The organism is Sulfitobacter sediminivivens, from assembly GCF_042611115.2.
GTDB lineage: Bacteria > Pseudomonadota > Alphaproteobacteria > Rhodobacterales > Rhodobacteraceae > Sulfitobacter > Sulfitobacter sediminivivens.
In genome coordinates this window covers 143,359-168,372 of the sequence record NZ_JBHGAR020000004.1, presented here as the reverse complement: position 1 = coordinate 168,372, position 25,014 = coordinate 143,359, and the positions used below count along the sequence as shown (strand labels likewise).

At 56.9% G+C, this 25,014-nt stretch carries 23 protein-coding genes and 4 tRNA genes; 11 read left to right on the top strand and 16 right to left on the bottom strand.

Annotation, left to right across the window (positions count from 1 at the left end; genetic code table 11):
• Positions 1 to 79: 79 nt before the first annotated feature.
• Positions 80 to 1,294 (bottom strand): N-acetylmuramoyl-L-alanine amidase, encoded by a 1,215-nt coding sequence (locus ACEWL3_RS06655; protein ID WP_386178328.1) that lies wholly within the window; start codon positions 1,292 to 1,294, stop codon positions 80 to 82.
• 67 nt (positions 1,295 to 1,361) lie between these two features.
• Positions 1,362 to 2,504, bottom strand: coding sequence for a pyridoxal phosphate-dependent aminotransferase (locus ACEWL3_RS06650; RefSeq protein ID WP_386178325.1), 1,143 nt, complete (start codon positions 2,502 to 2,504; stop codon positions 1,362 to 1,364).
• Positions 2,505 to 2,589: 85 nt separating this feature from the next.
• Here ACEWL3_RS06650 and ACEWL3_RS06645 point away from each other — a divergent pair, with 85 nt between their 5' ends.
• Positions 2,590 to 3,345, top strand: a complete 756-nt coding sequence (locus tag ACEWL3_RS06645) for a DsbA family protein (RefSeq protein WP_386178324.1) — start codon at positions 2,590 to 2,592, stop codon at positions 3,343 to 3,345.
• A gap of 8 nt (positions 3,346 to 3,353) precedes the next feature.
• Here ACEWL3_RS06645 and ACEWL3_RS06640 read toward each other — a convergent pair whose 3' ends face one another.
• The 5 genes from ACEWL3_RS06640 to hemA all read right to left on the bottom strand — a co-directional run bounded on the left by ACEWL3_RS06640 (position 3,354) and on the right by hemA (position 8,904).
• Positions 3,354 to 3,893 (bottom strand): GIY-YIG nuclease family protein, encoded by a 540-nt coding sequence (locus ACEWL3_RS06640; RefSeq protein ID WP_386178322.1) that lies wholly within the window; start codon positions 3,891 to 3,893, stop codon positions 3,354 to 3,356.
• Complete coding sequence (locus ACEWL3_RS06635; protein WP_435000608.1) at positions 3,890 to 5,068, bottom strand: DNA cytosine methyltransferase; 1,179 nt, start codon at positions 5,066 to 5,068, stop codon at positions 3,890 to 3,892. The genes ACEWL3_RS06640 and ACEWL3_RS06635 overlap by 4 nt, the downstream gene beginning before the upstream one ends.
• 30 nt (positions 5,069 to 5,098) lie before the next feature.
• Positions 5,099 to 6,226 (bottom strand): flavodoxin-dependent (E)-4-hydroxy-3-methylbut-2-enyl-diphosphate synthase, encoded by a 1,128-nt coding sequence (gene ispG / locus ACEWL3_RS06630; protein WP_114878459.1) that lies wholly within the window; start codon positions 6,224 to 6,226, stop codon positions 5,099 to 5,101.
• A 71-nt stretch (positions 6,227 to 6,297) separates the two neighbouring features.
• Entirely contained in the window at positions 6,298 to 7,557 is a 1,260-nt protein-coding gene (locus tag ACEWL3_RS06625; RefSeq protein WP_386178315.1) for a helix-turn-helix domain-containing protein, read from the bottom strand.
• A gap of 123 nt (positions 7,558 to 7,680) precedes the next feature.
• Positions 7,681 to 8,904, bottom strand: coding sequence for a 5-aminolevulinate synthase (hemA, locus tag ACEWL3_RS06620; protein WP_386178312.1), 1,224 nt, complete (start codon positions 8,902 to 8,904; stop codon positions 7,681 to 7,683).
• 333 nt (positions 8,905 to 9,237) lie between these two features.
• Here hemA and ACEWL3_RS06615 point away from each other — a divergent pair, with 333 nt between their 5' ends.
• From ACEWL3_RS06615 to ACEWL3_RS06600, 4 genes are read left to right on the top strand one after another with little or no spacing between them, the layout of a single operon-like run.
• On the top strand, positions 9,238 to 9,573 hold the full coding sequence (locus ACEWL3_RS06615) for a 5-aminolevulinate synthase (RefSeq protein WP_386178309.1): 336 nt from the start codon (positions 9,238 to 9,240) through the stop codon (positions 9,571 to 9,573).
• A 45-nt stretch (positions 9,574 to 9,618) separates the two neighbouring features.
• Positions 9,619 to 10,839: a multidrug effflux MFS transporter gene (locus tag ACEWL3_RS06610; protein WP_386178306.1), complete on the top strand. Its 1,221-nt coding sequence runs from the start codon at positions 9,619 to 9,621 to the stop codon at positions 10,837 to 10,839.
• A 48-nt stretch (positions 10,840 to 10,887) separates the two neighbouring features.
• Positions 10,888 to 12,270: a M20/M25/M40 family metallo-hydrolase gene (locus ACEWL3_RS06605; RefSeq protein ID WP_386178304.1), complete on the top strand. Its 1,383-nt coding sequence runs from the start codon at positions 10,888 to 10,890 to the stop codon at positions 12,268 to 12,270.
• Between the two features lie 46 nt (positions 12,271 to 12,316).
• Positions 12,317 to 13,189, top strand: a complete 873-nt coding sequence (locus ACEWL3_RS06600; RefSeq protein WP_386178301.1) for an alpha/beta fold hydrolase — start codon at positions 12,317 to 12,319, stop codon at positions 13,187 to 13,189.
• A 52-nt stretch (positions 13,190 to 13,241) separates the two neighbouring features.
• Here ACEWL3_RS06600 and ACEWL3_RS06595 read toward each other — a convergent pair.
• Positions 13,242 to 13,318 (bottom strand) — tRNA-Asp (locus ACEWL3_RS06595).
• A 200-nt stretch (positions 13,319 to 13,518) separates the two neighbouring features.
• Between ACEWL3_RS06595 and ACEWL3_RS06590 the strand changes: the two genes are divergently transcribed.
• Positions 13,519 to 13,806, top strand: a complete 288-nt coding sequence (locus tag ACEWL3_RS06590; protein WP_386178298.1) for a putative quinol monooxygenase — start codon at positions 13,519 to 13,521, stop codon at positions 13,804 to 13,806.
• A gap of 56 nt (positions 13,807 to 13,862) precedes the next feature.
• Here ACEWL3_RS06590 and ACEWL3_RS06585 read toward each other — a convergent pair.
• The 7 genes from ACEWL3_RS06585 to lon form a co-directional block, all read right to left on the bottom strand.
• A tRNA-Asp gene (locus tag ACEWL3_RS06585) sits at positions 13,863 to 13,939 on the bottom strand.
• A gap of 420 nt (positions 13,940 to 14,359) precedes the next feature.
• Positions 14,360 to 14,435 (bottom strand) — tRNA-Val (locus ACEWL3_RS06580).
• Between the two features lie 35 nt (positions 14,436 to 14,470).
• On the bottom strand, positions 14,471 to 15,046 hold the full coding sequence (locus ACEWL3_RS06575) for a histidine phosphatase family protein (RefSeq protein ID WP_386178295.1): 576 nt from the start codon (positions 15,044 to 15,046) through the stop codon (positions 14,471 to 14,473).
• A complete protein-coding gene (locus tag ACEWL3_RS06570; protein ID WP_386178291.1) occupies positions 15,043 to 15,627 on the bottom strand; it encodes a histidine phosphatase family protein in 585 nt (194 codons plus the stop codon). Before ACEWL3_RS06570 ends, ACEWL3_RS06575 begins: the two co-directional genes overlap by 4 nt.
• A gap of 32 nt (positions 15,628 to 15,659) precedes the next feature.
• Positions 15,660 to 15,734: transfer RNA gene (locus tag ACEWL3_RS06565), tRNA-Val, on the bottom strand.
• 108 nt (positions 15,735 to 15,842) lie between these two features.
• Complete coding sequence (locus ACEWL3_RS06560; RefSeq protein ID WP_386178288.1) at positions 15,843 to 16,331, bottom strand: HU family DNA-binding protein; 489 nt, start codon at positions 16,329 to 16,331, stop codon at positions 15,843 to 15,845.
• Between the two features lie 203 nt (positions 16,332 to 16,534).
• The gene (lon, locus tag ACEWL3_RS06555; RefSeq protein WP_386178285.1) at positions 16,535 to 18,946 is read right to left on the bottom strand and encodes an endopeptidase La; all 2,412 of its coding nucleotides are present in this window, start codon (positions 18,944 to 18,946) and stop codon (positions 16,535 to 16,537) included.
• Positions 18,947 to 19,513: 567 nt separating this feature from the next.
• On the opposite strand from lon, the gene ACEWL3_RS06550 reads away from it, so the two are divergent.
• Complete coding sequence (locus ACEWL3_RS06550) at positions 19,514 to 20,179, top strand: hypothetical protein (protein ID WP_386178283.1); 666 nt, start codon at positions 19,514 to 19,516, stop codon at positions 20,177 to 20,179.
• A 3-nt stretch (positions 20,180 to 20,182) separates the two neighbouring features.
• Here the strand turns inward: ACEWL3_RS06550 and tgt are convergent, their stop codons facing one another.
• Positions 20,183 to 21,310, bottom strand: coding sequence for a tRNA guanosine(34) transglycosylase Tgt (gene tgt / locus ACEWL3_RS06545; protein WP_386178280.1), 1,128 nt, complete (start codon positions 21,308 to 21,310; stop codon positions 20,183 to 20,185).
• 128 nt (positions 21,311 to 21,438) lie between these two features.
• Here tgt and ACEWL3_RS06540 point away from each other — a divergent pair, with 128 nt between their 5' ends.
• The 4 genes from ACEWL3_RS06540 to ACEWL3_RS06525 all read left to right on the top strand — a co-directional run bounded on the left by ACEWL3_RS06540 (position 21,439) and on the right by ACEWL3_RS06525 (position 25,013).
• A complete protein-coding gene (locus ACEWL3_RS06540) occupies positions 21,439 to 22,317 on the top strand; it encodes an SPFH domain-containing protein (RefSeq protein WP_386179439.1) in 879 nt (292 codons plus the stop codon).
• Positions 22,317 to 22,592: an NfeD family protein gene (locus ACEWL3_RS06535; protein WP_114878447.1), complete on the top strand. Its 276-nt coding sequence runs from the start codon at positions 22,317 to 22,319 to the stop codon at positions 22,590 to 22,592. Before ACEWL3_RS06540 ends, ACEWL3_RS06535 begins: the two co-directional genes overlap by 1 nt.
• 111 nt (positions 22,593 to 22,703) lie before the next feature.
• Positions 22,704 to 24,092, top strand: coding sequence for a 30S ribosomal protein S6--L-glutamate ligase (gene rimK, locus ACEWL3_RS06530; RefSeq protein WP_386178276.1), 1,389 nt, complete (start codon positions 22,704 to 22,706; stop codon positions 24,090 to 24,092).
• A gap of 78 nt (positions 24,093 to 24,170) precedes the next feature.
• Positions 24,171 to 25,013: a 2-keto-4-pentenoate hydratase gene (locus tag ACEWL3_RS06525; protein WP_386178273.1), complete on the top strand. Its 843-nt coding sequence runs from the start codon at positions 24,171 to 24,173 to the stop codon at positions 25,011 to 25,013.
• Position 25,014: the final 1 nt, after the last annotated feature.

The following is a 25,014-nucleotide window of genomic DNA, read 5'->3' as shown; positions in this document are numbered from 1 at the left end:
TATACAGGAAGGCGGCGGCAGGGTCAAAACACAACGGCTTCATTTTGGGGCGGATTACCGCGCAAAATGAAGCCCTGAATTATTGGCGGATCAACGGCTTGCGCGCCGCATCCTGATCTCGCCATGCAAGGATCGCATCCGCCATCGCGTTCACCATGACCGCGCGCCAGACCGGGTCACGCAGATTGGCCAGATCACGCTTTGAGCTTAGAAATCCAACTTCGACCAAAACCGATGGAATGTCCGCTGATTTCAGCACCGAAAAGCCCGCCTTCCTTAAGGGTCTGCGGTTCATCGGTCCCCCCGCCTTGGTCATGCCCGCAACCATAACTTCCGCAAGCGCGGCTGAACGCGGCTCGGTCTCTTGTCGTGCCAGATCCAGCAAGATACCGGCGACCTGATCATCCGATCCTGTCAGATCGGCACCCGCAATAATATCGGATCGGTCGTGGCGCGCCGCGAGATGTTCGGTGGCGGCATCGCTGGCGTCATCCGACAAGGTATAGACGGTGGCACCATGGGCACCACCCTGGCTCAGGATGTCGGCATGCAAGGACAAAAACACATCCGCACGCATCTGATGTGCAATCGCGACCCGCGTTTCGAGGGCCACGAAAATATCGTCATCACGGGTCAGTATCGCGTCAACACCGCTGCGCTTGAGCACATCCTGCAAGCCGCGCGCAAAGCTGAGCATCAGGTCCTTTTCGGCCACATCATCGCGTTCTGCACCTGGATCAATGCCACCATGACCGGGATCAATGACAACGACAAATGCATCGTCCTTTGGCGTTTTTGGCTTTGGCGGCTTGGTCAGCGCGGCCGTCCAGGCCGGGTCAACCGGTATCCCGGCCTTGGCGGCATAGGTTTCGGCATCCGTGGTCTTTAGCGTGATCTCAAGGGTGGCCGCACCGCTCATTTCATCGACCGGCATGCCAATTCGCACAGGCAACATTGGCTCGGCCAGATCTGCAACCAACCGGGACCACCCCGGTTGAAACGCGCCAAAGCGCACCGCGGCAATGCGTCCCGGCTCAGCCAGCAGTTGGCCGGGTTTGATCCCGGCCCAATCGGCCTCGCGGAAATCGACAACCAAACGGGCGGGCGCATCAAGCAGGAACACCCGAAACGGCACGCCCTGGCTGAGGCCCAGCGTCAATGAGGTTTTGCCAAACCAGCCATCGCTGATCTCACTGCGCGCCGGATCAACGCGTGCGAGCGCCGTCAGATCCTGCGCTGCGGCCCCTGTGGCGCAGATCAGCCAAAGCGTCAGTATTTTCAGAAGTGCCCGCATTTGGTCCACCATTTCGGCGCGTTGTTTTGCGTGTCTCTATCACCTATCGCCGTTGCAAACCAGCAATTCACCGTACAGCCATGAAACGCACCAACCGCGCCAGACCTTCCTTGATGTCAGCACTGCTGCGGGCATAGGAAAAGCGCAATGTGACATGGCCCCGCGCGGGGTCGAAATCGAGGCCCGGCGTGACCGCTACACCCGCTTCTTCAAGAATTTCAGCGGCCAGCGCGCGGCTGTCATCGGTCAGATCAGACACATCTGCATAAACATAAAATGCACCATCCGGTGGTGCGATATTGGTAAAACCTGCGGTTTTAAGGCCCTCTAGCATCATGGCACGGTTGGCGCGGTAAACATCCATGTTTGCCTGCAATTCATCGTCGCAATCCATCGCGGCAAGTGCGGCAATCTGGCTTGCGTGCGGCGCGCAGATGAACATATTCTGCGCTATCCGCTCAACAACGCGCACGTGATCTTGGGGTACCACCATCCAGCCAACACGCCAGCCGGTCATCGAGAAATATTTGGAAAACGAATTGATGACATAGCAGTCATCGGTGACCTCAAGCGCCGTCACCGCCTTTTTCTGATACTCTATACCATGATAAATCTCGTCCGAGATAAAGGACGCGCCCTGGTCCGCGCAGGCATCAATCAGCGCGCTCATCGCGCCACGATCCAGCATGGTGCCGGTTGGATTGGCAGGTGATGCGACCAGCAGACCTGCCAGATCCATGCCCGAAAAATCTTTCGGCACGGGCTGGTACCGGTTTTCAGGCGCGGTGGGCAAATCAACGGGCTGCAATGCCAGCGCCTTGAGAATTTGACGATAGCTGGGGTATCCCGGTGCGCCAATGCCGACCTTGTCGCCCGTATCAAAAAGCGCTGTGAAGGCGAGGATAAAGCCACCCGACGATCCCGGCGTGATAACCACCCGCGCGGGATCAAGATCGACGTTGTACCAATCGCCATACATCTGCGCGATGCGCGCGCGCAAAGCAGGCAATCCCAATGCCACGGTGTACCCCAAAGGCCCCTTGGCCATCGCATCTGACAATGCGCGCACCGCCCCTTTGGGTGCCCCGGTACCGGGCTGCCCCACTTCCATATGGATGATATGTCGCCCGGCGGCTTCGGCTGCTGACGCGGCCTGCATCACGTCCATCACAATAAAGGGATCAACGGCGGACCGGGTTGATATGCGCATGGGCTTGCTCCTATTGTTGGGATGTGTTTCACCGTGTCAGGCCACAGCCGTCAACCCGTACTGCCCATTCACAGAGGTTTTTATCATGATGCACCGCCTGATTGCCCCCGCTCTTGCCGCAGCATTTTCCGTTGCAATGGCCCTGCCCGCCGATGCGATGGACCTGACGGAACTGACCGATGCCGAACGCGCACAGTTTCGCGCCGAAGTGCGGGCCTATCTGATGGATAATCCCGAAGTGATCATGGAAGCGGTCGAGTTGCTGCAGGCCCGCGAAGCAGAGCAGCAGGCGCAGGCAGATTTTACCTTGGTAACTGAAAATGCGGCGGCAATCTTTGATGATGGATATTCATGGGTGGGGGGCAACCCTGACGGCGATATCGTGTTGGTTGAATTCCTCGACTACCGCTGTGGGTATTGCAAAAAGGCGCATGGCGAAGTTGCCAAGTTGTTGGAAACAGATGGTAATATTAAATGGATTGTCAAAGAATTTCCCATTCTGGGTGAGCAATCAGTCTTGGCATCACGCTTTGCAGTGGCCACGAAACAGGTTGCGGGCGGCGACAGCTATCATGCCCTGAACGACGCGCTGATGTCATTCAATGGCGACGTTACCTTGCCCGCGCTCCGCCGTTTGGGAGAGACCTTTGGCTTGGATGTGGACGCCATCGAAGCGCGGATGGACAGTGAAGAAGTGACGCGTGAAATCGCCGAAACACGGGCGCTGGCGCAAAAGCTGAAAATCTCTGGCACCCCCACTTTTGTGATGCAGGATGAACTGCTGCGCGGCTATCTGCCTTATGACCAGATGCAGGCCGTCGTCGCCGAAAAGCGCGGCTAAAGAGACCCTTACAGAAACGTTTGGTGGTATTTGATCAGCCGCTGAAAATGCGCGTCCAAGGATACCTTGAGGTGCGGCGCATTTTTGACAGTCAGTATATAATCCACCAACAGGTTATACTGCTGAATTTGACGCGGCAGGCGCTGAGACGGGTTCAGACGGCTGTGGCGTTCCTGTTCCTCAATGATCTGGATTGCCTGTTTCTCAGGGACCGTCACGGGCGTGGCATTGACCACCAGCCCCTTGCCATTCATCAACGGCTGCTGCCGATTGAACTGATCAAAAAGGATGTTTTCCAGAGGTGCCACATCGGCCTTGTCGGCAACAGGCCACGCCCAGACAAAGGCGATTTCCCACACATCAATCTGGCGGTTTGCAATCACATCCGATCTTGCCGAGGTCAGATGCCGCCGCACACGGGTGCGGATACCGTCAATGGATTGGCCAACATAAATGGGCTGACCGTCCAGATCACAAAGCGCATAAACACCAATCTCGTTGGTCAGTTGCAACAACGCCCTGCTTCGAAAATCCTGCGCCGCACTCACGCGACGTCCCTGAGGCGGGCCAGTTGCAATGCGGGCTGAAAAATCTGCTGATCAAGGTATCTGACCACCGGCACCACAACCCCGTCACCCGCCACCTTATAGGCATTGTTATAGCGTGCGGGCATAACATAGCTGTCTTCCAGCCCCATCAGACGCGCCGCCTCTCTTGAGGACAACAGCCGCGCACGGATTTTGTCACCTTCAACGAACAGGACCGTCTGCCGTGACGACCCGCCGCCCGGCGTTCTGAGACATCCGGCAATCCCGTCAAAGCGCACCTCGGCACGCTGATGGCTGCCGCCATCGCCATCGGGTCGCCCGCGTTTATAAAGCATGCCGATTTCGGGGTGCCCGGTCCGTTTGGCGGCCTCGATCCGGGAAAGGCTTGGGGGTGACATCATCGACAAAAGCCGTTTCGTTTCATGCGCCGTCAGCCACGCGGTATCCGGCGCATGGTCAATCATTTGCACCAGCGGTTTGGGATCGAACACGACAGGCGCGTGTTTCCACCATATCCAGTTGCGCGCGATATCACGGGGGGCCGAGGCCACAAAACTCATCAGTTTCTTTGTGTGAAACGGCCCCGTTGGCTGGGGCGTTGTCAGCCCTTTGATCAGCAGGTCATCGCGCAGGCACACCACAAAAAGCCGCGACCGGCTTTGTGGCAGAAACGCCGTTGCGTCGATTTCAAGGGCACCGACGCGGTACCCCAATTTTGCAAGACGCCGGATGACGGCCGCAAAATCAGCGCCCCGGTTGCGTGCAATCAGCCCGACGACATTCTCGAATGCAATGACGCGCGGCGCATATCCGTCTTGGATCGCATGTTCGATCAGTGTGGCCCATGTTGAAAACGTACCACTTCTTGATCCAGCCAGCCCAAGCCCCTTGCCTGCCAGTGAAAAGTCCTGACACGGGCTTGAAGCCCAGTACAAATCAATCGGTTGGCGCAACAGGTCCGGATCCAGCTGGCCCACATCCGCCTGCACAAGGCCGTCATCCCCCCAGTTGCGCACATAAACGTCGCATTTCATCGGGTCGATGTCATTGGCCAGACGGCAGTCCCAACCATCCGACAGTGCGGCGCGCACCATGCCGCCGCCGCTGAAAAACTCAGCATATGTTGGTTTTTTCTGGACCTCGGATACCATATCTATTTCTAACCAAGGCCACATGGGCTGTCGACAGCAAACAGGTCGCGTCCGCTACTCTGCTGCCTCATTCACGGTTTCGGCCTCAATCGCCGCCGCACGCTTTTCGACCTGCTCGACGATGTGCTCAATCATCCCGTCATTGCCCAGCTTGTGACTTTGCTTGCCCGCCAGATAGACCATGCCGGACCCGGCACCGCCGCCGGTGAACCCAACATCCGTCATCAGCGCCTCGCCGGGTCCGTTGACGACACAGCCGATGATGCTCAGGCTCATCGGCGTTTTTATGTGTTCCAGTCGCTTTTCCAGCACTTCAACGGTTTTGATCACGTCAAACCCCTGACGCGCACAGCTAGGGCAGGATATGATGTTCACACCACGATGCCTCAGGCCCAAAGATTTGAGAATCTCAAAGCCCATTTTGACTTCTTCAACCGGGTCCGCCGACAGGCTCACCCGGATTGTATCGCCAATCCCCATCCACAACAGATTGCCCATCCCGATGGCGGATTTGACCGTCCCGCTGATCAACCCGCCCGCCTCGGTGATGCCAAGATGAATGGGCGCATCAGTGGCCTCAGCCAATTGTTGATAGGCGGCGGCGGCCATGAACACATCCGAGGCCTTGCAGCTGATCTTGAATTCATGAAAGTCGTTGTCTTGCAGTAGCTTAATGTGGTGCAAACCGCTTTCCACCATCGCGTCCGGGCAGGGTTCGCCGTATTTTTCAAGCAGATGCCTTTCCAAAGATCCCGCGTTCACCCCGATGCGTATGGAACAATTGTGATCGCGCGCTGCCTTGATCACGTCGCGGACACGTTTTTCATCGCCGATATTGCCGGGGTTGATCCGCAAGCACGCCGCACCTGCCTCTGCTGCTTCTATCCCGCGTTTATAGTGGAAATGAATGTCCGCAACGATCGGAACGGTAACTTCGCGCACGATCTCTTTCAACGCTTTGGAGGATGCTTCATCAGGGACTGAAATGCGGACGATGTCGGCACCCGCGTCGGCCGCTGCCTGCACCTGTGCGATGGTGCCCGCGACATCGGTGGTCAGCGTGTTGGTCATGGTCTGGACGCTAATCGGCGCGTCGCCACCAACCGGCACATTGCCCACCATGATCTGTCGCGATTTGCGGCGATAGATGTTGCGCCAGGGGCGGATGTGATTGAGTGACATGGGCGCACCTTTTGGCGAGGGTTGTCGTCCCCTTTACCTAGTCTTCCAGGGTCAAAATCGCAATGGCAGGATTAGCGGGTTTGGCAGGGCATCGCGGCCAGAACGGCAGGGTCAATTTCCGAAGTCTGCAAGTCCGCAAACATCCGGCTGAGCGATGTGTCTGCCAGCGGGTCAACTGGGTCGTAAAGCGCGGCCAGTGCTTCGTGATGAAGAGGCAGGTTGGATGTCACACTGCCGCGGGCACCGACGGGGCCGTAACACCCATCAGCCATGGCAAAAAACAACGCCCCGGATTCGCCGGTGCGCAATGTCGCCGGTTCTTCAGTCGCGGGAACATCCCACATGTCGCCTTTGTTCATCACACCTTCAAAGATAACGGTCCCATCCGCAGCGCTGACCCGCACCCACGATGGATAGGCCGCAACCATGCGCACCATATCTGCTGGTCCTTCAAGCACTTGCGGGACGTCGTTAACGGGGGTTGTATCGCTCTGGGCTGTCAGAACAGCACTGCCTGACGCTTCATTAGGCGATGGGATGCTGGGTATAAGAAAGTTGCCAACAGAGCGCGGATCGATGGTGGCGATGGGGGCATCACGCGCCACCAATATCGGCACATCCAATGCCTGTGGGCGGTAAAGCCGGTCCAGCGCATCTGCGCGCGGCGTGTCCATGACGCGCGGTGCCGAGGAATCACTGCTGGCCTCGGGCGGCGAGGCCAATGCACCGTCCAACGGATCCAGATCAGAAAGCACAACCGGCGTCTGATCCACCGGGGCCACCTGCACACGTTGTACTTCCTGCAGCACGCTCCAACCGCCAAAGCCAATGGCACCGATCAGGGCGATCAGCACCAGCATGGAGCCAATTGCACTGGGTTCAATATGGCTCAACAGGCTGTCGCCTGCCGGTGTGAAGGGCGTGTTCGGACGGGCAAAAAGGTTCTCCTCCGAGGGGCGTTTCCTGCGTTCTTCAAAGCTGGGTTTTTTGATCACAGATGCCTTGGCGGACATGCCGTGCGCGACGGAAAAACCGGATTCTGCGCAAAAGCCCGCGAATGCCGTGTCGGGATCCATGTTCAGGTACCGTGCGTAGGACCGAACATAACCGGCAATAAAACCGGGGGTGTCAAACGCATCGGGATCGCAATTTTCAATGGCGGCGATGTAGGAGGCTTTGATTCGCAGTTCGCGCTGCACGTCGAGAAGGGATTTACCCAGTGTCGCGCGTTCGCCACGCATCACATCGCCAAGACGCAACTCAAAAGCATCAAACCCTTTAGGTTCGACAGCCTCATCCACAGCGATCTTGGAGGACCAACGCCCGATCATACCCAATGCCCCGTCATTTCACTTACCTGCAGCCTTAACCCAAAATCAAAAAGTCGATTCGGATTTGGCCTTTTCTTTCGATAACGGTAGCATAAGGCAACGGAAATTACGAATAGTAACGTTTTACCCTGCGGCCTCGGCACGATTCAGCGCACAATGTGACCACAACCCATCCATCGCATGGACCAGTGCATCCATTTCCTCAGGTCCGTGCACCGGTGACGGCGTAAAACGCAGCCGTTCCGTGCCGCGCGGCACCGTTGGAAAGTTGATGGGCTGGGCGTAAATACCGTATTCCTGCAACAACATATCCGACAACAACTTGGTGTGCACAGGGTCGCCCACCATCACCGGCACGATGTGCGAGCCATGATCAATAAGCGGCAGCCCCAGCCCTTTGAGCCGCAACTTCAGAGCCTTGGCCTGTGCCTGATGCTTTTCGCGCAATTCCGGTGACCGCTTTAGAAATGCCACAGAGGCTGCGGCACCTGCGGCGACTGCCGGCGGCAAAGACGTGGTAAAGATAAACCCGGGCGCATAGGACCGGATCGCGTCGCACATTTTTGCCGACGCCGCGATATAGCCGCCCATCACCCCATATGCCTTGGCCAGCGTGCCATTGATGATGTCCAGACGGTGCATCAACCGGTCTCGTTCCGCGACCCCTGCCCCGCGTGGCCCATAAAGGCCAACGGCGTGCACTTCGTCGATATAGGTCAATGCGTTAAACTCATCCGCCAGATCACAGATCGCCTCAATCGGGCCAAAATCGCCATCCATCGAATAGATCGATTCAAAAGCGATCAGTTTTGGCGCGGCAGGGTCGTCAGCCGCAAGCAGTTCGCGCAGATGATCGACGTCATTGTGCCGGAAAATCCGCTTGGCCCCGCCATTGCGGCGCACGCCTTCGATCATGCTGGCGTGGTTAAGCGCGTCAGAATAGATGATCAGACCGGGAAAAAGTTTGGGCAGCGTCGAAAGCGTTGCGTCATTGGCGATATAGGCGGATGTGAACAGCAAAGCGGCCTCTTTGCCATGCAGATCGGCCAGTTCGACCTCAAGGCGTTTGTGATACACTGTGGTGCCCGAAATATTGCGGGTTCCGCCAGAACCCGCGCCGGTGGCCTGCAATGCTTCCTGCATCGCCTCGATCACAACGGGGTTTTGACCCATGCCCAAATAGTCATTCCCGCACCAGACAGTGATGTTCTGTTTCGTGCCGTCCGGCCGGGTCCAGACCGCGTGCGGAAACTGGCCATTGCGGCGCTCGATGTCGATAAATGTCCGGTAACGACCTTCTTCATGCAGGCGCGCAATCGCCTCATCAATTTTGTCTGAGTAGTCCATTGCGCCTCTCCATCTGGCAGTCATGAAAACGGCAAAGGCCCCCGCATTCACATTCTATTCTTAGAATACCTACAGAAAGCGCCGCTTGCGTTCAATGCTTTATAGCGGCACGCAATGTCGCAGCCTTGATCTGGATCAAGCTTGGTTGGGCCGCGTGTTCACGGGGTACGGATTACCTGACTTGCGCAAAAAGCCAAACACGCGCATCCTTTCCTAATTTGAACCATTCGTAATCAGTCACTTTTGGTATCAATACATTTCACACACGCATTATTTTTGTCGTGTGGCTCTTTATTTTTATGAACTGAATCCGTCACAGGGAAATTATGTTCCATGACACATTCTCTACATCTATTTACCGCCGGCCTTTTGATGGCCATCACCGCAGCAGGCTATGCCTTTGCTACAATCGGCATGCAGGTCTACTCACATAGTGATGACAAACTGCCAACTTTGATCATCATCACGGGGCTGTCCGTGGCCGCGATCGCCGAGATCACGCTTTTGCGGCAGGCGAGTCTGCCCGTTGTCTATCTGGGGATCATGGTCACAGAAACCATTTTAGTGCTTGGATATGCTGCCTGGGCTCACCACGGGCTCATCCTGTCGCAGATAAGCGGCGGCACATTGGTGGTGGCAGGCTTTGCACTGGTGTGCAGCCAGGGCTGACTGTTTCGTCGTTGCACAGCGTTCGTGATTGCGGCACATGGCGACATGACCAATATCAATACCGCGCAGATTTCGCGCACCGAATTCATTGTCCTGATTGCCTTCATGATCTCTCTGGTGGCGATGACCACCGACGTGATGTTGCCCGGACTTGTGCTGATTGCCAGCGATCTGGGGCAAAGCGACCCGAACGCCGGGCATCTGGTGATTTCGGTTCTCTTTGCGGGGTTTGCAATCGGACAGCTTGTTACCGGTCCTCTGTCTGATTGTTACGGGCGCCGTCCGGTGATCCACGCCAGCTATGCGGTGTTTTGCGTCGGTTGTGCGCTGTCTTTGTTTGCATCCAGTTTCGAAATGCTGCTTGCGGGCCGCGTCTTGCAAGGCTTGGGCATGGCCGGACCGCGCATTGTTGCCATTGCCATTGTGCGCGATGGATTTGAGGGGCGCGCGATGGCGCGGATCATGTCCTTTGTGATGGCGGTGTTTATTCTGGTTCCTGCAGTGGCACCGGCCATCGGCCAGGTGGTGATCGCGCAGTCGGGGTGGCGTGCGACCTTTACCCTGTTGCTGGTGATCGCCGCAATCAGCTGGGCGTGGTTTGGCCTGCGCCAGCCTGAAACGCTCTTGCCCGCGCACCGACGCAGCTTTTCGCTCAAGGGCATCTTTCAGGGCATTGTGATCATCTGCCGCATCCCCGCCGCACTGGGTTACACATTGTGCGCGGGCGTGATTTTTGGTCCGTTTTTGGCTTACCTCAGCCTGGCTCAGCAGATTTTTCAGGGCAGCTATGGCAAGGGCGACGGCTTTGCGCTGTGGTTCGCGGTGGCGGCCCTTTCCATTGGTGCAGCGTCGATCCTGAACTCTGCGCTGGTGGAAAAGTGGGGCATGCGATTTCTCTCCAACCTCGCGCTGTTCTGGGTCATCGGGGCTTCGGCGATTTTTATGATCGCTGTGATCCTTTGGGATGGGCTGCCGCCATTCACGCTTTTCATGATCTGGATTATGAGTACGTTCTTCGGCATGGGCCTGCTTTTTGGCAATCTCAACGCGCTCGCGATGGAGCCTTTGGGTAAAATGGCGGGGCTTGGCGCGGCTGTGGTCGGGGCTTTGGCAACGGCTGTGGCAATTCCCATCGGGTTTGTGATCAGCAACGGCTATCATGGCGGTGTTGGCACTCTTGTCACAGGATTTGGCGTTGCAGCCGTTCTTGCCCTGCTGATTGGCAAATGGGCCAGCGGCACCTCTGGACAAGTCGGTGCTGGCTGATACGGTCCGGGTCAAACCTCGTTTGCCCCTGATCAAAGGAATGCCTCCATGTCACTTGATGATGTTCTCGCCCGCATTGACGCCGACCTTCCCGCCGCCACCGACCGATTGCTGGATCTGCTGCGCATCCCGTCGATCTCAACCGATCCGGCCTTCAAGGCCGATTGCGATCGCGCCGCGGATTGGCTGGTGGCTGACCTGACAGCGCTTGGCGTTGACGCGTCAAAACGGCCTACGCCGGGGCATCCGATGGTGGTGGGTCATGTCGGTGAAGCCAATAATTCCGGGGCCCCGCATCTGCTTTTTTACGGTCACTATGACGTGCAACCGGTTGATCCGCTTGATCTTTGGGACCGCGATCCATTCGACCCAGAGGTGCAGGATACACCCAAAGGCCCGGTGATCCGTGGCCGCGGTGCCGCAGACGACAAAGGCCAGTTGATGACCTTTATCGAGGCGTTGCGCGCATGGAAGGCCGTCAAAGGCGATTGGCCCTGCCGGATCACCTTTTTCCTTGAAGGAGAAGAGGAAAGCGGATCGCCCTCACTCGTGCCCTTCATGAAGGAAAACGCCGACGAGTTGAAAACAGATATCGCGCTTATCTGTGACACGGGTCTGTTCGAATCCAAGACACCGGCCATCGTGACAATGTTGCGCGGCCTGCTGGGCGAAGAAGTGACGATTACCGCGCCCAAGCTTGATCTGCATTCGGGCATGTACGGCGGCATCGCGATGAATCCGATCCGGGTGCTTTCAAAAATCATTGCATCGCTGCATGACGATACGGGTCGCATCACCGTGCCGGGATTTTATGACGGCGTGCCGGAACTGTCAGACGCGCTTGAGGCCCAGTGGCAGGGCCTTGCCTTTGACCACGCGACATTCCTTGATGACGTGGGTCTTTCCGAGCCCGCAGGTGAACAGGGCCGCACCCCGCTCGAGATGATCTGGTCGCGGCCCACCTGCGACGTGAATGGGATCTGGGGCGGCTATACCGGCGCTGGATTCAAAACCGTTCTGCCGTCCAAGGCCCACGCCAAAATCAGCTTTCGCCTTGTCGGAACCCAAGACCCCGACGCCATCCGCGAGAATTTCCGCCAGATGGTGACAGATGCCCTGCCGGTCGATTGCACCGTCGAATTTGCCCCCCATGGGTCAGGCCCCGCCTCTGGTGCCGATACCAGTGATCCGATGTTCGAAGCCGCCCGTCAGGCGCTGTCCAACGAATGGAACATCCCGGCGGCCTATATCGGCTGCGGTGGGTCGATCCCGATTGCAGGCTATTTTCAGGACATCCTGGGGACAGAACCGATGTTGATCGGTTTTGGCAAAGACGATGACGCGATCCATTCGCCGAATGAAAAATACGATATGGAATCATTCCACAAAGGCATCCGCAGCTGGGCGCGTATTTTGGATGCGCTGACATGACGCGACGGGAAGGCGCATCGCCTCTTCCTGCTGCCCGGTGACGCGCTTGAGCACGATACCCGGCTTCACCTTTGATGCCGCAGCGGTGAACGGCCAGCAGATCGCCTTTGCGCGTGGCGGTTCCGGCCCGCCGCTGATGATGCTGCATGGCTTTCCGCAAACCCATATGATGTGGCACGCCGTAGCGCCAAGACTTGCCGCGCATTTCACTGTCATCGCCCCGGACCTGCGCGGTTATGGTGCCAGCAGCAAGCCGCAGGGTACTGAAAACTACAGCTTTCGGGAAATGGCGGCGGATCAGCTGGGTTTGATGCAGCATTTGGGTTTTGACCAGTTCCACCTTGTTGGGCATGACCGGGGCGGGCGCACGGCGCATCGATTGGCGCTTGATGCACCAAAGGCGGTGCAAACCCTCACACTGATGGACATCGTGCCCACGCATCTGTTGCTCAATGACCTGACCCGGCACGTCGCGAAAGCCTATTATCACTGGTTCTTTCTTGCACAACCAAGCCCGTTTCCTGAAACCCTGATAGCGCATGACCCCGATGCCTATTTCGAATCCTGCCTGCTGGGATGGGGTGCCGCAAAGATCACCGATTTCGCGCCCGATGCCCTTGCCGCCTATCGCACCGCATGGCGCGATCCCGACACCATCCGTGGCATGTGTGAAGATTACCGCGCCGTACTTGCCTTTGATTTCGACCACGACGCGGCTGATCTTGACCGCCGCATTACCTGCCCCGCGCTGGTGATGTGGGGTGCTGATGGGGCGATGGGCCGCGCCTATGATGTAGCGGGAACATGGGCGGACCGTCTGTCAGATATCACGCCTGCACCGATCCCCGGTGGTCATTTCTTTGTCGATCAACACCCTGATGAAACGTCGGCGGCATTGCTGGCATTTCTGCGCGCATAGAACCCTGAGCCCAAGGCGCTTAATGTATCGAATTCAAAGCCTGCGGCAAAAGTGGCGCGGTTGACGGGGCTCGAACCCGCGACCCCCGGCGTGACAGGCCGGTACTCTAACCAGCTGAGCTACAACCGCGCGTTGCCGGTCGGATAGGCCAAGCGACCAACGCCGTCAACACGAATTGCCGTGTGAACGCCTGACACGATGGGCAAAAGTGCTGTGCCAGGCACCGGCCTCGCGCTTGGGATGCCAGAATACCCCAATTTCGCGCCGTTTTATGTTACGTTTTGCTATCGGCACCAATTACGGCTGCCGGGAATAGGAAGGAAAAAGACATGTTTGCAAGAGTAACGCATTATCAAGTCAAACCAAGTTCAATTGAGGAAGCCAAAGCGCTTACAGAAAAGCTGAAACCTCAGATCATGGCGCTGCCGGGCATACTTTCATTCATCAACATGATAGACGACGACGGCAAAGGCTGTGTTGTGTCATTGGTGGAAAGCCGTGAAACCTCAGAAGGCAATGCGCAGGCGGTTCAGGCATTGTGGGCGAACTTTGCCGACCACCTCACAGAGGCCCCTAACGCAGATGGATTTGACGTGATTGCCAATTGGTCAGCCTGACGTCAGGTCCACCAAACAAAAAAGGCCCGCTACAGCGGACCTTTTTCAAGCAGTGATGGCGCGGTTGACGGGGCTCGAACCCGCGACCCCCGGCGTGACAGGCCGGTACTCTAACCAACTGAGCTACAACCGCCCACTGCGCGCCCCGGACATGTCCAAAGCGTTCGGGTGTCTTAGGGCGCATGGTTTGCCGCGTCAAGCGTCATGCGGGATCAACATCGGTTTTTTTCGCCCAATTGAATACATCGACCTCGACTCATAAAGGTGAACGGAAAAATGCCCTTCATGTGGCACTTTGATCCGCCGGCGCTGGCATAATCTCAGCATCATCGCAGCGCGGCAATCCGCAGCGCCTTGAGGACAACGGAGGTTGACCGCCGAGTTCCGGCTCATGACCGCAATGCTCCTCGTCGGTTTAGAAAGAAGTATTGGCAGTTTGGCGCATGAAAACCTCGCAGAGGTGGCTCTTTGGCCTGCACATTCACGCGCACTATTGCAGATCGGTCGGGCCAACCGTCTGACTGATAATCTGGTTCATAGGAAACGGGGGGGATGGTGGGTCGTGAGAGGCTCGAACTCCCGACATCTTCGGTGTAAACGAAGCGCTCTACCAACTGAGCTAACGACCCGCTGCGGGTCTCTTAGCGCAAGGCGGGGGCAGGCTTCAAGCCCCTATTGTCAATCTATTTTGCTGGCCAGCTTCCAGGTGAAACACAACACCCTGCCCCCCTGGCAAATCGCGCAATGCGGCGTCCGGCAGGCCCAGCACGATCAAACGCAACATTCGTGATGTGATCCCATGGGTGACAAGTACGGATGGCCGATCCAGTTCGTTCAAAAAGGCGGCACAGCGCATCCGCAAGGCGTAGAACCCTTCACCGCCCGGTGCGCGTTCATATAAATCAAAGGTATCATGGGCATCAGGTGCCAAAGCCATCACATCAGCGCGCGCGCGCCCGGCCCAGTCGCCCACACCGATTTCACGCAATCGGTTGTCGGTTTCGATGCCGTCCGTCAGGCTCTCAAGCGCAATGGACGCGGTATGAAAGGCGCGCCCCTGTGGGCTAGTGAAGGCGTTAAAGCCAGTCAGATCCCGGGTCTTGAGAATGCTGCGCTGTGACCGCGCCTGTGCCTTGCCGACCGACGTGAGGGGAGAATCAAAGCGACCCTGCAAACGGTTCTGGGCATTCCATTCGGTTTCGCCATGCCGCAAAATATAAAGCGTGGGAAAGGCCTTCACAGCGCCCTCTCAAGAAGTTTCTCCGTGCCATTTTCAAGCAAATAGACGCAGCCCTGTTGATTGGACAATGCCCCGGCGGCGCGCGGGTCCATTCCCCGTACAATCGCGCGCAGCACCTGCCCCAGCAGTCCATGCGCAACAATCACGCTCGGGCCTGTCAGGTCCTCCAGAAAGTCGATGATGCGCGCCGCAAAAGCATTCAGCCCTTCGCCCCCGTCGGCCGCCTCGTAAATTTCGAGCGCAGAGGGCCCGGTCGACGCCCAATCGGGGCGCGCCGCCATGATTTCGGCCCGCAACATGCCCTGCCATGCGCCCGCGTGTATTTCCATCAGGCGCGGATCGGTTTGATATAGCGTTTGTCCCAGTGCGATATCCGCCGTTTGTCGCGCACGGCCCAAAGGTGACACAAAAATATCGGGTTTCTGGGCCAGAATTGGCGGCAAGATCAACGCCTGTCGCTGGGCCTCGGCAATCCCCTGGCTGGTCAGGGGCGAATCCAACTGACCTTGCAGACGATAGGCCTTGTTCCATTCCGTTTGCCCATGCCGGAGGAACCAGATTTTCGGATGGCTTTGAGGCACGAGTTAAGCGGTCCGTTCAGTTTGCGAATAGGTGGTGGGTGATAAGAGATTTGAACTCCTGACATCTTCGATGTGAACGAAGCGCTCTACCACTGAGCTAATCACCCGCCTTTGTGCCGAATAGCCAATTGAGGGGCGCTGCACAAGGGTTTGGCATGCCGATAAGCAAGGCCGACAATGGTGCCAGATTTGCCTTTCACCTTGCCAGTCGGAAATCAGGTTTCTTCATCGGGGGTGAGCGGCGCTGTCTGGCGAATTTTGACAGTCAATACACGGCCATTCGGCAATTTCTTTTCCCGGCGAATTTTAATGCGACCCAGTGGCGGCAAGATCAAATCGCGATTGTCGGCCAATGCATCTCCCAACACCGCCAGCATGGCGTCCACAACGGGTTTTGCGTCTTTTTTCTTAACGCCAGACCGGGTCACAACTGTCTCGATCAGTTCTTTCTTGCGCAACACCGGGCCAAGGATGACGGCCTGAGGGCCATCCACGACAGTGGCTGCTGGGGCGTTTTGAAGCGATGGTGTCTTGCCGCCTGGCGCAGAGATGGGGGTGTGCGTTTCGGTTGGCATTGTGGCTCCAGGTGCCGAGGCTTGGGTCGCTTTCGGTTTGGCGTCGGTCAGTTTTGCAGACGTGCCTGTAGATTTGGTCGTGGATTTGGTCGTCTTAGCCTTTGATGGGCTTTTTGTTGTCGTGCTCATGTTGGCCTCACACTTATAATTTTTCTCGATTGGAAACAGCGTAGGGCCAAAACACCTCAAATACTAGTCTGGGCCATAGTCTGCGTTGCGCAGTGCAGTTTTTGGGCGACAGGCACACTGCTCATGGCCTCTACATACCGACATGAAAGAAGCCCAAAAAAACGCCCCAAATAGGGGCGCTTTTGATTTGGGTGACGGCCAATCTAGTGGGCTGTCGCAGTGTCGCTGTTGCCTGACTTGCCCGCCAATGCCGCGGCTGCAGCGGCATCTTCGGCGTCCTGATCCCATTCAATCGCTTCGGGTTCACGGATCAAAGCATGATGCAACACTTCGGATACGTGGCTCACCGGAATGATGGTCAGCCCCTCTTTCACATTGTCAGGGATTTCGGGCAGATCCTTTTCGTTTTCTTCCGGGATCAAGACCGTCGTGATACCGCCGCGCAAGGCCGCCAACAGCTTTTCCTTCAGCCCGCCGATGGGCATTGCATTGCCCCGTAAAGACACCTCACCCGTCATCGCGATGTCCTTGCGGACCGGGATCTGCGTCAACACAGAGACGATCGAAGTCACCATCGCAAGACCGGCCGATGGCCCGTCTTTCGGGGTTGCCCCATCCGGCACGTGCACGTGAATATCAATCGTATCAAACTTTGGCGGTTTGACCCCGATTTTGGGGCTGATCGACCGCACATAGCTTGATGCCGCATCAATGCTTTCCTTCATCACGTCGCCCAGCTTGCCGGTGGTCTTCATCCGGCCCTTGCCCGGCAGGCGCAATGCTTCGATCTGAAGCAACTCACCGCCAACCGACGTATAGGCAAGCCCGGTCACAACACCGACCTGGTCGTCTTTTTCAGCCAAGCCATAGCGGAACTTCTTCACGCCAAGGAATTCATCCAGATTGTCGCCGGTCACCGTGATGCTGTCGGCCTCTTTCTTGATGATCTTGGTCAGCGACTTGCGCGCAACCTTGGCGATCTCACGTTCAAGGTTCCGTACGCCCGCTTCACGGGTGTAATACCGGATCATCCCAGTCAAGGCACTGTCTTCAATGGCAAATTCCTTGCCCTTCAAACCATGATTCTTGATCTGTTTTTGCACAAGATGCTGCTTGGCGATCTCGCGCTTTTCATCCTCGGTGTAGCCTGACAGCGGAATAATCTCCATCCGGTCCAGCAAAGGTCCCGGCATGTTGTAGCTGTTCGATGTGGTCAGGAACATCACGTTGCTGAGGTCATATTCGACCTCCAGGTAGTGATCCACAAAGGTGGAATTCTGTTCCGGGTCCAGCACCTCAAGCATTGCCGACGCGGGGTCACCACGGAAATCCTGGCCCATCTTGTCGATCTCATCGAGCAGGATCAGCGGATTGGTCGTTTTCGCCTTTTTCAGCGCCTGAATGATCTTGCCGGGCATCGAACCGATATAGGTCCGACGGTGACCACGAATTTCGCTTTCGTCGCGCACCCCACCCAGCGAGATACGAATAAACTCGCGCCCCGTTGCCTTGGCAACGGATTTACCAAGCGATGTTTTACCCACACCCGGAGGGCCGACCAAACACATGATCGGGCCTTTCATCTTGGTGCTGCGTTGCTGCACGGCCAGATATTCGACGATCCGTTCCTTGACCTTTTCCAGACCATAATGGTCGTCATCCAGCACCTTTTGTGCCTTGCTCAGGTCCTTTTTGACCCGTGACTTCACGCCCCACGGGATCGACAACATCCAATCAAGATAGTTGCGTACAACGGTCGCCTCAGCGGACATCGGGCTCATGTTCTTGAGCTTTTTGACCTCTGCATCCGCCTTTTCACGGGCTTCTTTGCTCAGCTTTGTCGCAGCAATTTTCTCTTCCAGCTCGGCAACTTCGTTTTTGCCATCTTCGCCATCACCGAGCTCTTGCTGGATCGCTTTCATCTGCTCGTTCAGATAATATTCGCGCTGTGTGCGCTCCATCTGCGATTTGACGCGGGTCTTGATCTTTTTCTCGACCTGCAGGACAGACATTTCGCCCTGCATCAATCCATAGACTTTTTCGAGCCGTTCAGACACCGATAGCGTTTCAAGCAAATCCTGTTTCTGCTCGACTTCAATGCCCAGATGTCCTGCAACCAGATCCGCCAAACGCGCAGCTTCAGTGGTTTCACCGACGGCTGTAAGCGCTTCATCAGGCACGTTTTTCTTGACCTTGGCATAGCGTTCGAATTCATTCGCCACAGAACGCAGCAACGCCTGAGTGGTTGCCGCATCGCCGGGCATTTCTGTTAGATATTCGGCGCGCGCCTCAAAGAAATTATCGTTCTCAAGGTACTCGGTAATCCGCACCCGCGCCTGACCTTCGACCAACACCTTGACGGTGCCATCGGGCAGTTTCAGCAACTGCAGCACATTGGCCAACACCCCGGCTTTAAAAATACCGGAGGATTCAGGTTCGTCCTCGCCGGGGTCAATCTGGCTCGACAGCAGAATCTGCTTGTCGTCAGCCATCACTTCTTCCAACGCGCGCACCGATTTTTCGCGGCCCACAAACAGCGGGACGATCATGTGGGGGAACACCACGATATCGCGCAACGGCAATACCGGATATGACGCGTTTAAAGGCTCTTGCATGCTCAATTCCTTATCTTGGCAAAACAACTTCGGTCCCTCATGAGGCAACCACTTTGTTGTTTCCTGTTCTGGGTTAGGTATCTGTGCACCCTGCCCGCCTGTTTCAATCCCTAATCGTTCGGAACCTGCGCGCATCATCGCGCGTGCCGACAGTGAGGGCAACCACCGTTTTGATCGTGTTTAAACGAAATCGTTTGCGCCTGATGCGACCATGTGCCCAAAAATCCTGCGCTGTGTCGACTGCGCTACGGGCGGTGTTTTTTCACTGGTTCAACGTATTTGCTCCACAAAACCACCGGATCAATGGACCTGAATGCCCGCTACAAGAAAAGGAGATCGACATGTTCCGACTGATTTACAGACAAAGACGCAGGCTGTTGTTTGGCGGTTTCTTTGGCACGCTGGGCATGATGATGATGGCCGTTCATCTGAATGGCGGCATGGCGAGCTATCCTTTCGAAGAATGGATTTTTGTCGCAGCATTTATCGTTGTTTCATTGATTGTTGCGCTTCTGATCATGTGTACGGCGGGCCTTCTTAATCCTTGTCTTGCCAAATTGGCGGGTATTGATCGAGCTGTTTACGATCAACATCTTTGCCTATGCCACGATCAGGATCGCGGTGCCGGGCGTGTTCGATATCCCCTATCTTGGCGCGATCCTTCCTTTTGCTTTGTACATGATGCTTTTTTCGCTGATCTATGGCGAATTCTCGGACCGTTTCCGCATTTTCGTCGACCACCGCGAAATCAGACGGTTCAAATCCCCAAAAACGGCAGAGGCGCTCTGGGCTGAACTCGCTCCCGCCGCCGGGAGCCTTGAAGAACATTGGGATATTCTGCTCCGCGATCTTGATCCCGAAGAAGACGATCCCGACAGCCTGCAGGCCAAATATACGCACGGGGGATCATTCTTTGAATTGAAGACCATGACATTTCTGGAAAAGCAGGAACCAACTCATGCAAAATACCATCATTTTGGTGAGGTTGACCCCAAAAACCGAAGCCTTGCCGAAGGCACCTATGAAATTCAAATCTCGCCTCTTGAGGATGAAGAAGGGTGTCTTGTCACACTCATATCGCACCTCAATTCCATGTTGTTGCGGACCGCTTTGATGAATTGGTTCGACGATGAGCTGGGGGACAGAACAGATCACCTGCGCGCGCAGCATTTTGACCACCGGGACTGGTCCATGACCGGTCGCTATCGCCGCAAAGTGCTGAAATTCGCCTGATTTTCAAAGAGGGTCAATGTCACCCTGCGCGCGATTTGCGTGGAAATCTGATTGCCAATGCGAAAACGTCCCGCTGGCGATGGCCTTGCGCATACCGGCCATAATATCCTGATAATAATGCAAATTATGCCAGGTCAGCAACATGGAGCTGATCATTTCCTGGCTTCTGAACACATGGTGCAGATAGGCCCGGGAATAACTGCTGCACGCGGGACAGCCACAGTTTTCGTCCAAAGGGCGTGGATCATCAGCGTGGCGCGCGTTTTTAATGTTCAATACCCCGTGGCGGGTAAACACCTGACCTGTGCGGCCTGACCGCGATGGCAATACACAGTCCATCATGTCGATGCCGCGTGCCACGGCCCCCACGATATCATCGGGCTTGCCCACCCCCATCAGATAGCGTGGCTTGTCCTCGGGCAGCATGTCGGGCGCATAATCAAGGCACTCGAACATGGCGGCCTGCCCTTCGCCCACGGCGAGCCCGCCCACGGCGTAGCCATCAAATCCGATCTCGCGCAGGGCCTGGGCACTTTGCACGCGCAGGTCTTGTTCCAATCCGCCTTGCTGGATGCCAAACAGCGCATGCCCCGGCCGGTCGCCAAATGCCTGCTTGGACCGCGCCGCCCACCGCATCGACAATTGCATGCTTTCAGCAATCCGCGTCCGGTCTGCCGGCAAGGCCGGACATTCGTCAAAACACATCACAATGTCCGACCCCAAGAGCGCCTGAATTTCCATGGATCGTTCCGGCGTAATCTCGTGTTTCGACCCGTCGATATGGCTTTTGAATGTCACGCCGCGTTCGGTAAGCTTGCGGAGATCGGCAAGGCTCATCACCTGAAAGCCGCCCGAATCCGTCAAAATCGGCTTGTCCCAGTTCATGAATTTGTGCAGCCCGCCCAGCCGTGCAATGCGTTCCGCGGTTGGCCGCAACATCAAATGATAGGTATTGCCCAACAACACATCCGCACCCGTCGCCGCAACGCTTTCCGGCAGCATGGCCTTGACGGTGGCCGCCGTGCCCACGGGCATGAACGCCGGCGTGCGAATGTCACCGCGCGTGGTGTGGATCACGCCGACGCGCGCCTTGCCGTCCTGCGCACGCTTGTCAAATGAGATACGTTTCATGGGATCGTCCTTTGCACGTGTTCAAGGGCGATAAACCAGAGCGGGAAAACTTGCAATCAGCGCAAAAACCCACCACATAAAGCTGAATTAACACAAACTTAGGGACGGAAACCTTGGACATCGAACAAATGCTCTTGGATGCGCTGCAAAACAATCTGGCGTGGCTGTTGCTGGCAGTTTTGGTTGTCATTCTGATTTTCAAGGCGGTCAAAATCGTCCCGCAGTCAGAACAGCATGTGATCGAACGCTTTGGTCGTCTTCGCGCGGTGCTTGGGCCTGGCATCAACATGATTACGCCCTTCATCGACCGGGTCGCGCATAAAATCTCGATTCTGGAGCGCCAGTTGCCCACCGCGTCCCAGGACGCGATTACCCGCGACAACGTGTTGGTACAGGTCGACACATCGGTATTTTACCGCATCACGGAGCCGGAAAAGACCGTGTACCGCATTCGCGACGTGGATTCAGCGATTTCAACCACCGTGGCCGGGATTGTGCGCGCCGAGATCGGCAAGATGGACCTTGACGAGGTCCAAGCCAACCGCAGCCAGCTGATCACCACAATCAAAGCGCATGTCGAGGACGCCGTGGACGATTGGGGCATTCAGGTGACCCGGGCGGAAATTCTGGATGTGAACCTTGATCAGGCGACCCGCAATGCGATGATGCAGCAGTTGAACGCTGAACGGGCGCGTCGCGCGCAGGTGACTGAAGCCGAAGGCAAGAAACGCGCCGTGGAACTGGGGGCGGACGCCGAACTATACGCGTCAGAGCAAACAGCCAAAGCGCGCCGGATCCTTGCCGATGCAGAGGCTTACGCGACCAAGGTTGTGGCGCTTGCCATCAACGAAAACGGCCTTGAAGCGGCACAGTATCAGATTGCCTTGAAACAGGTTGAGGCGCTGAATGTGATGGGCAATGGTTCAGGCAATCAGACGATCGTCGTGCCCGCACAGGCGCTTGAGGCCTTTGGCGATGCATTCAAGCTTTTGAAAGGGCGTGGCTGATGGAAAACTATCTGACACTTTGGTGGGTTTGGATCTGTGCTGCACTGGCACTTGGCGTGATCGAACTTTTGGCCCCTGGCTTTATCTTTCTGGGCTTTGCGATCGGTGCGCTGGCCATGGCGGTCTTTGTCTTTGTGATGTCCGCCACAAATGTGCCGGCACTGATTGCGATGTTTGCGATTCTGTCGCTGATTGCCTGGATGGGCTTGCGGCTGGTGTTTCGCCGGCAATCCAGCGGTGCGCGTATTGTAAAGCGCGACATCAACGAGAACTAAGTCTTGGGCACACCCGCAGACCGTCCCAAACCTGCGCCCTCTCTCCATATTGTGGCTTGAGCCTGCACTGGCAGCTTGATACGTCGACGCTTCACTAATCGGAGAATTTTCATGGATAAGCTGACCTTCGGTTGGGAGGAATGGATTGCCCTGCCCGATCTGGGATTGCCGGCGATCAAGGCCAAAGTGGACACTGGCGCACGCACATCAGCGCTGCATGCGCATGACATCGAAGTGTTCGGGCCCCCGGCTAAACCCAAGGTACGTTTCAATGTGCACCCGATTGCGGGGCGCGATGACATTTCCATCACTTGTTCTGCGCCGCTGATTGATCGCCGCGAAGTCACATCGTCGAACGGCGAATCCGAGCAGCGTTTTGTGATCTCGACAACGCTGGACGTCGCGGGCCAAAGCTGGCCCATTGACGTCACCCTGACCAACCGCGCGGGGCTGTCGAGCCGCATGTTGCTGGGGCGTCAGGCCCTCAATGAACACATCAACATTTCCGCCACCGAGCGCCGGTTGCAGCCTGATCTCAACTATGACGTTTATCATACGGCCGCGATGCGCAAGACAGCGCCCAAACGGGCACTGCGCATCGCCGTGATGAGCCGGGAGCCCAACACCTATTCAACCCGCCGTCTGGTCGAGGTCGGCGAGGCGCGCGGCCATACGGTCGAGGTGATCGATACCGCACGCTGTTACATGGCGATCAACCAGCTGGCACCCGAAGTGCATTATGATGGCAAACGCCTGCCCCGCTATGATGCGGTCATTCCGCGCATCGGCGCGTCTATCACGCCCTATGGCTGCGCGGTGATCCGGCAGTTTGAAACCATCGGCACCTATTGCGTGAACGGCAGCGCGGGCATCACTGCCAGCCGCGATAAACTACATGCCCATCAGGTGCTTGCCTCCAAACGCATCGGCATGCCCACAACTGCTTTTGCGGCCTCGCCCAAGGACACATCAAACCTGATGGCGCTGGTGGGCACGGCCCCCTTGATCGTAAAACTGCTGGAATCCACCCAAGGCAAAGGCGTGGTGCTGGCGGAAACGAAAAAGGCCGCTGAATCGGTGATCGACGCCTTTCGCGGCCTCAAGGCCAACTTTCTGGTGCAGGATTTCGTGAAAGAAGCGGCAGGCGAAGACGTCAGATGTCTGGTGATCGCAGGCAAGGTTGTCGCATCGATGAAACGTACCGGGGCAGAGGGTGATTTCCGGTCTAACCTGCACCGGGGCGGGTCGGCCAAGGTCGTGCGCATTTCCAAGATCGAACGCGATACGGCGGTGCGTGCCGCGCGCGCCTTTGGTTTGGGCATGGCGGGCGTGGATCTGCTGCGTTCCGACGCAGGGCCAAAGGTGCTTGAGGTAAACTCGTCGCCGGGGTTTGAAGGCATCGAAAAGGCCAGCGGCAAAGACATTGTCGGCAAGCTTTATGACGAGGTTGAGGCACGGGTGAAACCACAGCCCTCGCGGCGGCGCAAATCGAACGCCTGATCGCGGTTGATGCTTGCTATGCGGGCATGTCGGATTATGCTCATGGGAATATTGTTCTTTATTTCAGGAAATTTTGCGATGCGCCCATTTGTTCTTCTTGCAGCCCTGATCACACCCGGCCTCGCCCTTGCCGACTGCGCCACGGACGCTGAAATCGCTGCATTTGTCGCCTCTGTCACGGCCAATGAACCGGCCATTGCGTTGGGTGCGAATGGCACCATGGAAGACGCGCTTTGTACCCAGGCCAGGCTGGCAGCCGCGCTGGAACCCACGATGGGTCCGGTGATCGGCTATAAGGCCGGGCTGACCAGCAAGCCGGCTCAGGAAAGGTTTGGGGTCAGCGAACCTGTGCAGGGCCTGCTGTTTGAGAAGATGATGCTGCCAAGTGGTGCATCGGTGCCCGCGAAATTTGGGGCGATCCCGATGGTGGAATCTGATCTGGTGCTGGTGGTCGGCGACGACGCGATCAACGAGGCCACAACACCCGGTGATGTGCTGTCAAACATCAGCGCTGTGCATCCGTTCATCGAATTGCCCGATATGACATTGGCCAAAGGCGAGCCGATTAATGCGGTGACTTTGACAGCCATTGGCGTGGCCCCAAAACTGGGCGTGCTGGGCGCAGGCATTGCCGTTGATGATCCTGCTGCGATGGCTCTGGCACTGGAAGAGATGATCGTGACCTTGCGCGATGGGGCCGGCGAGGTGGTCGTTTCTGCCGCCGGTAACGCGGTTCTGGGCAACCCGGCAAATTCGGTGCTTTGGCTGATGTCCAAGGGCATCACGTTAAAGAAAGGTGATCTGATCAGCGTTGGATCGTTCGGTCCGCTCACGCCATCAGCCAAAATGAAAGGCGGGGCGAGTGTCACCTATTCCGGTTTGCCAGGTGATCCTGCGGTGTCGGTGATCTTTACCAACTAGG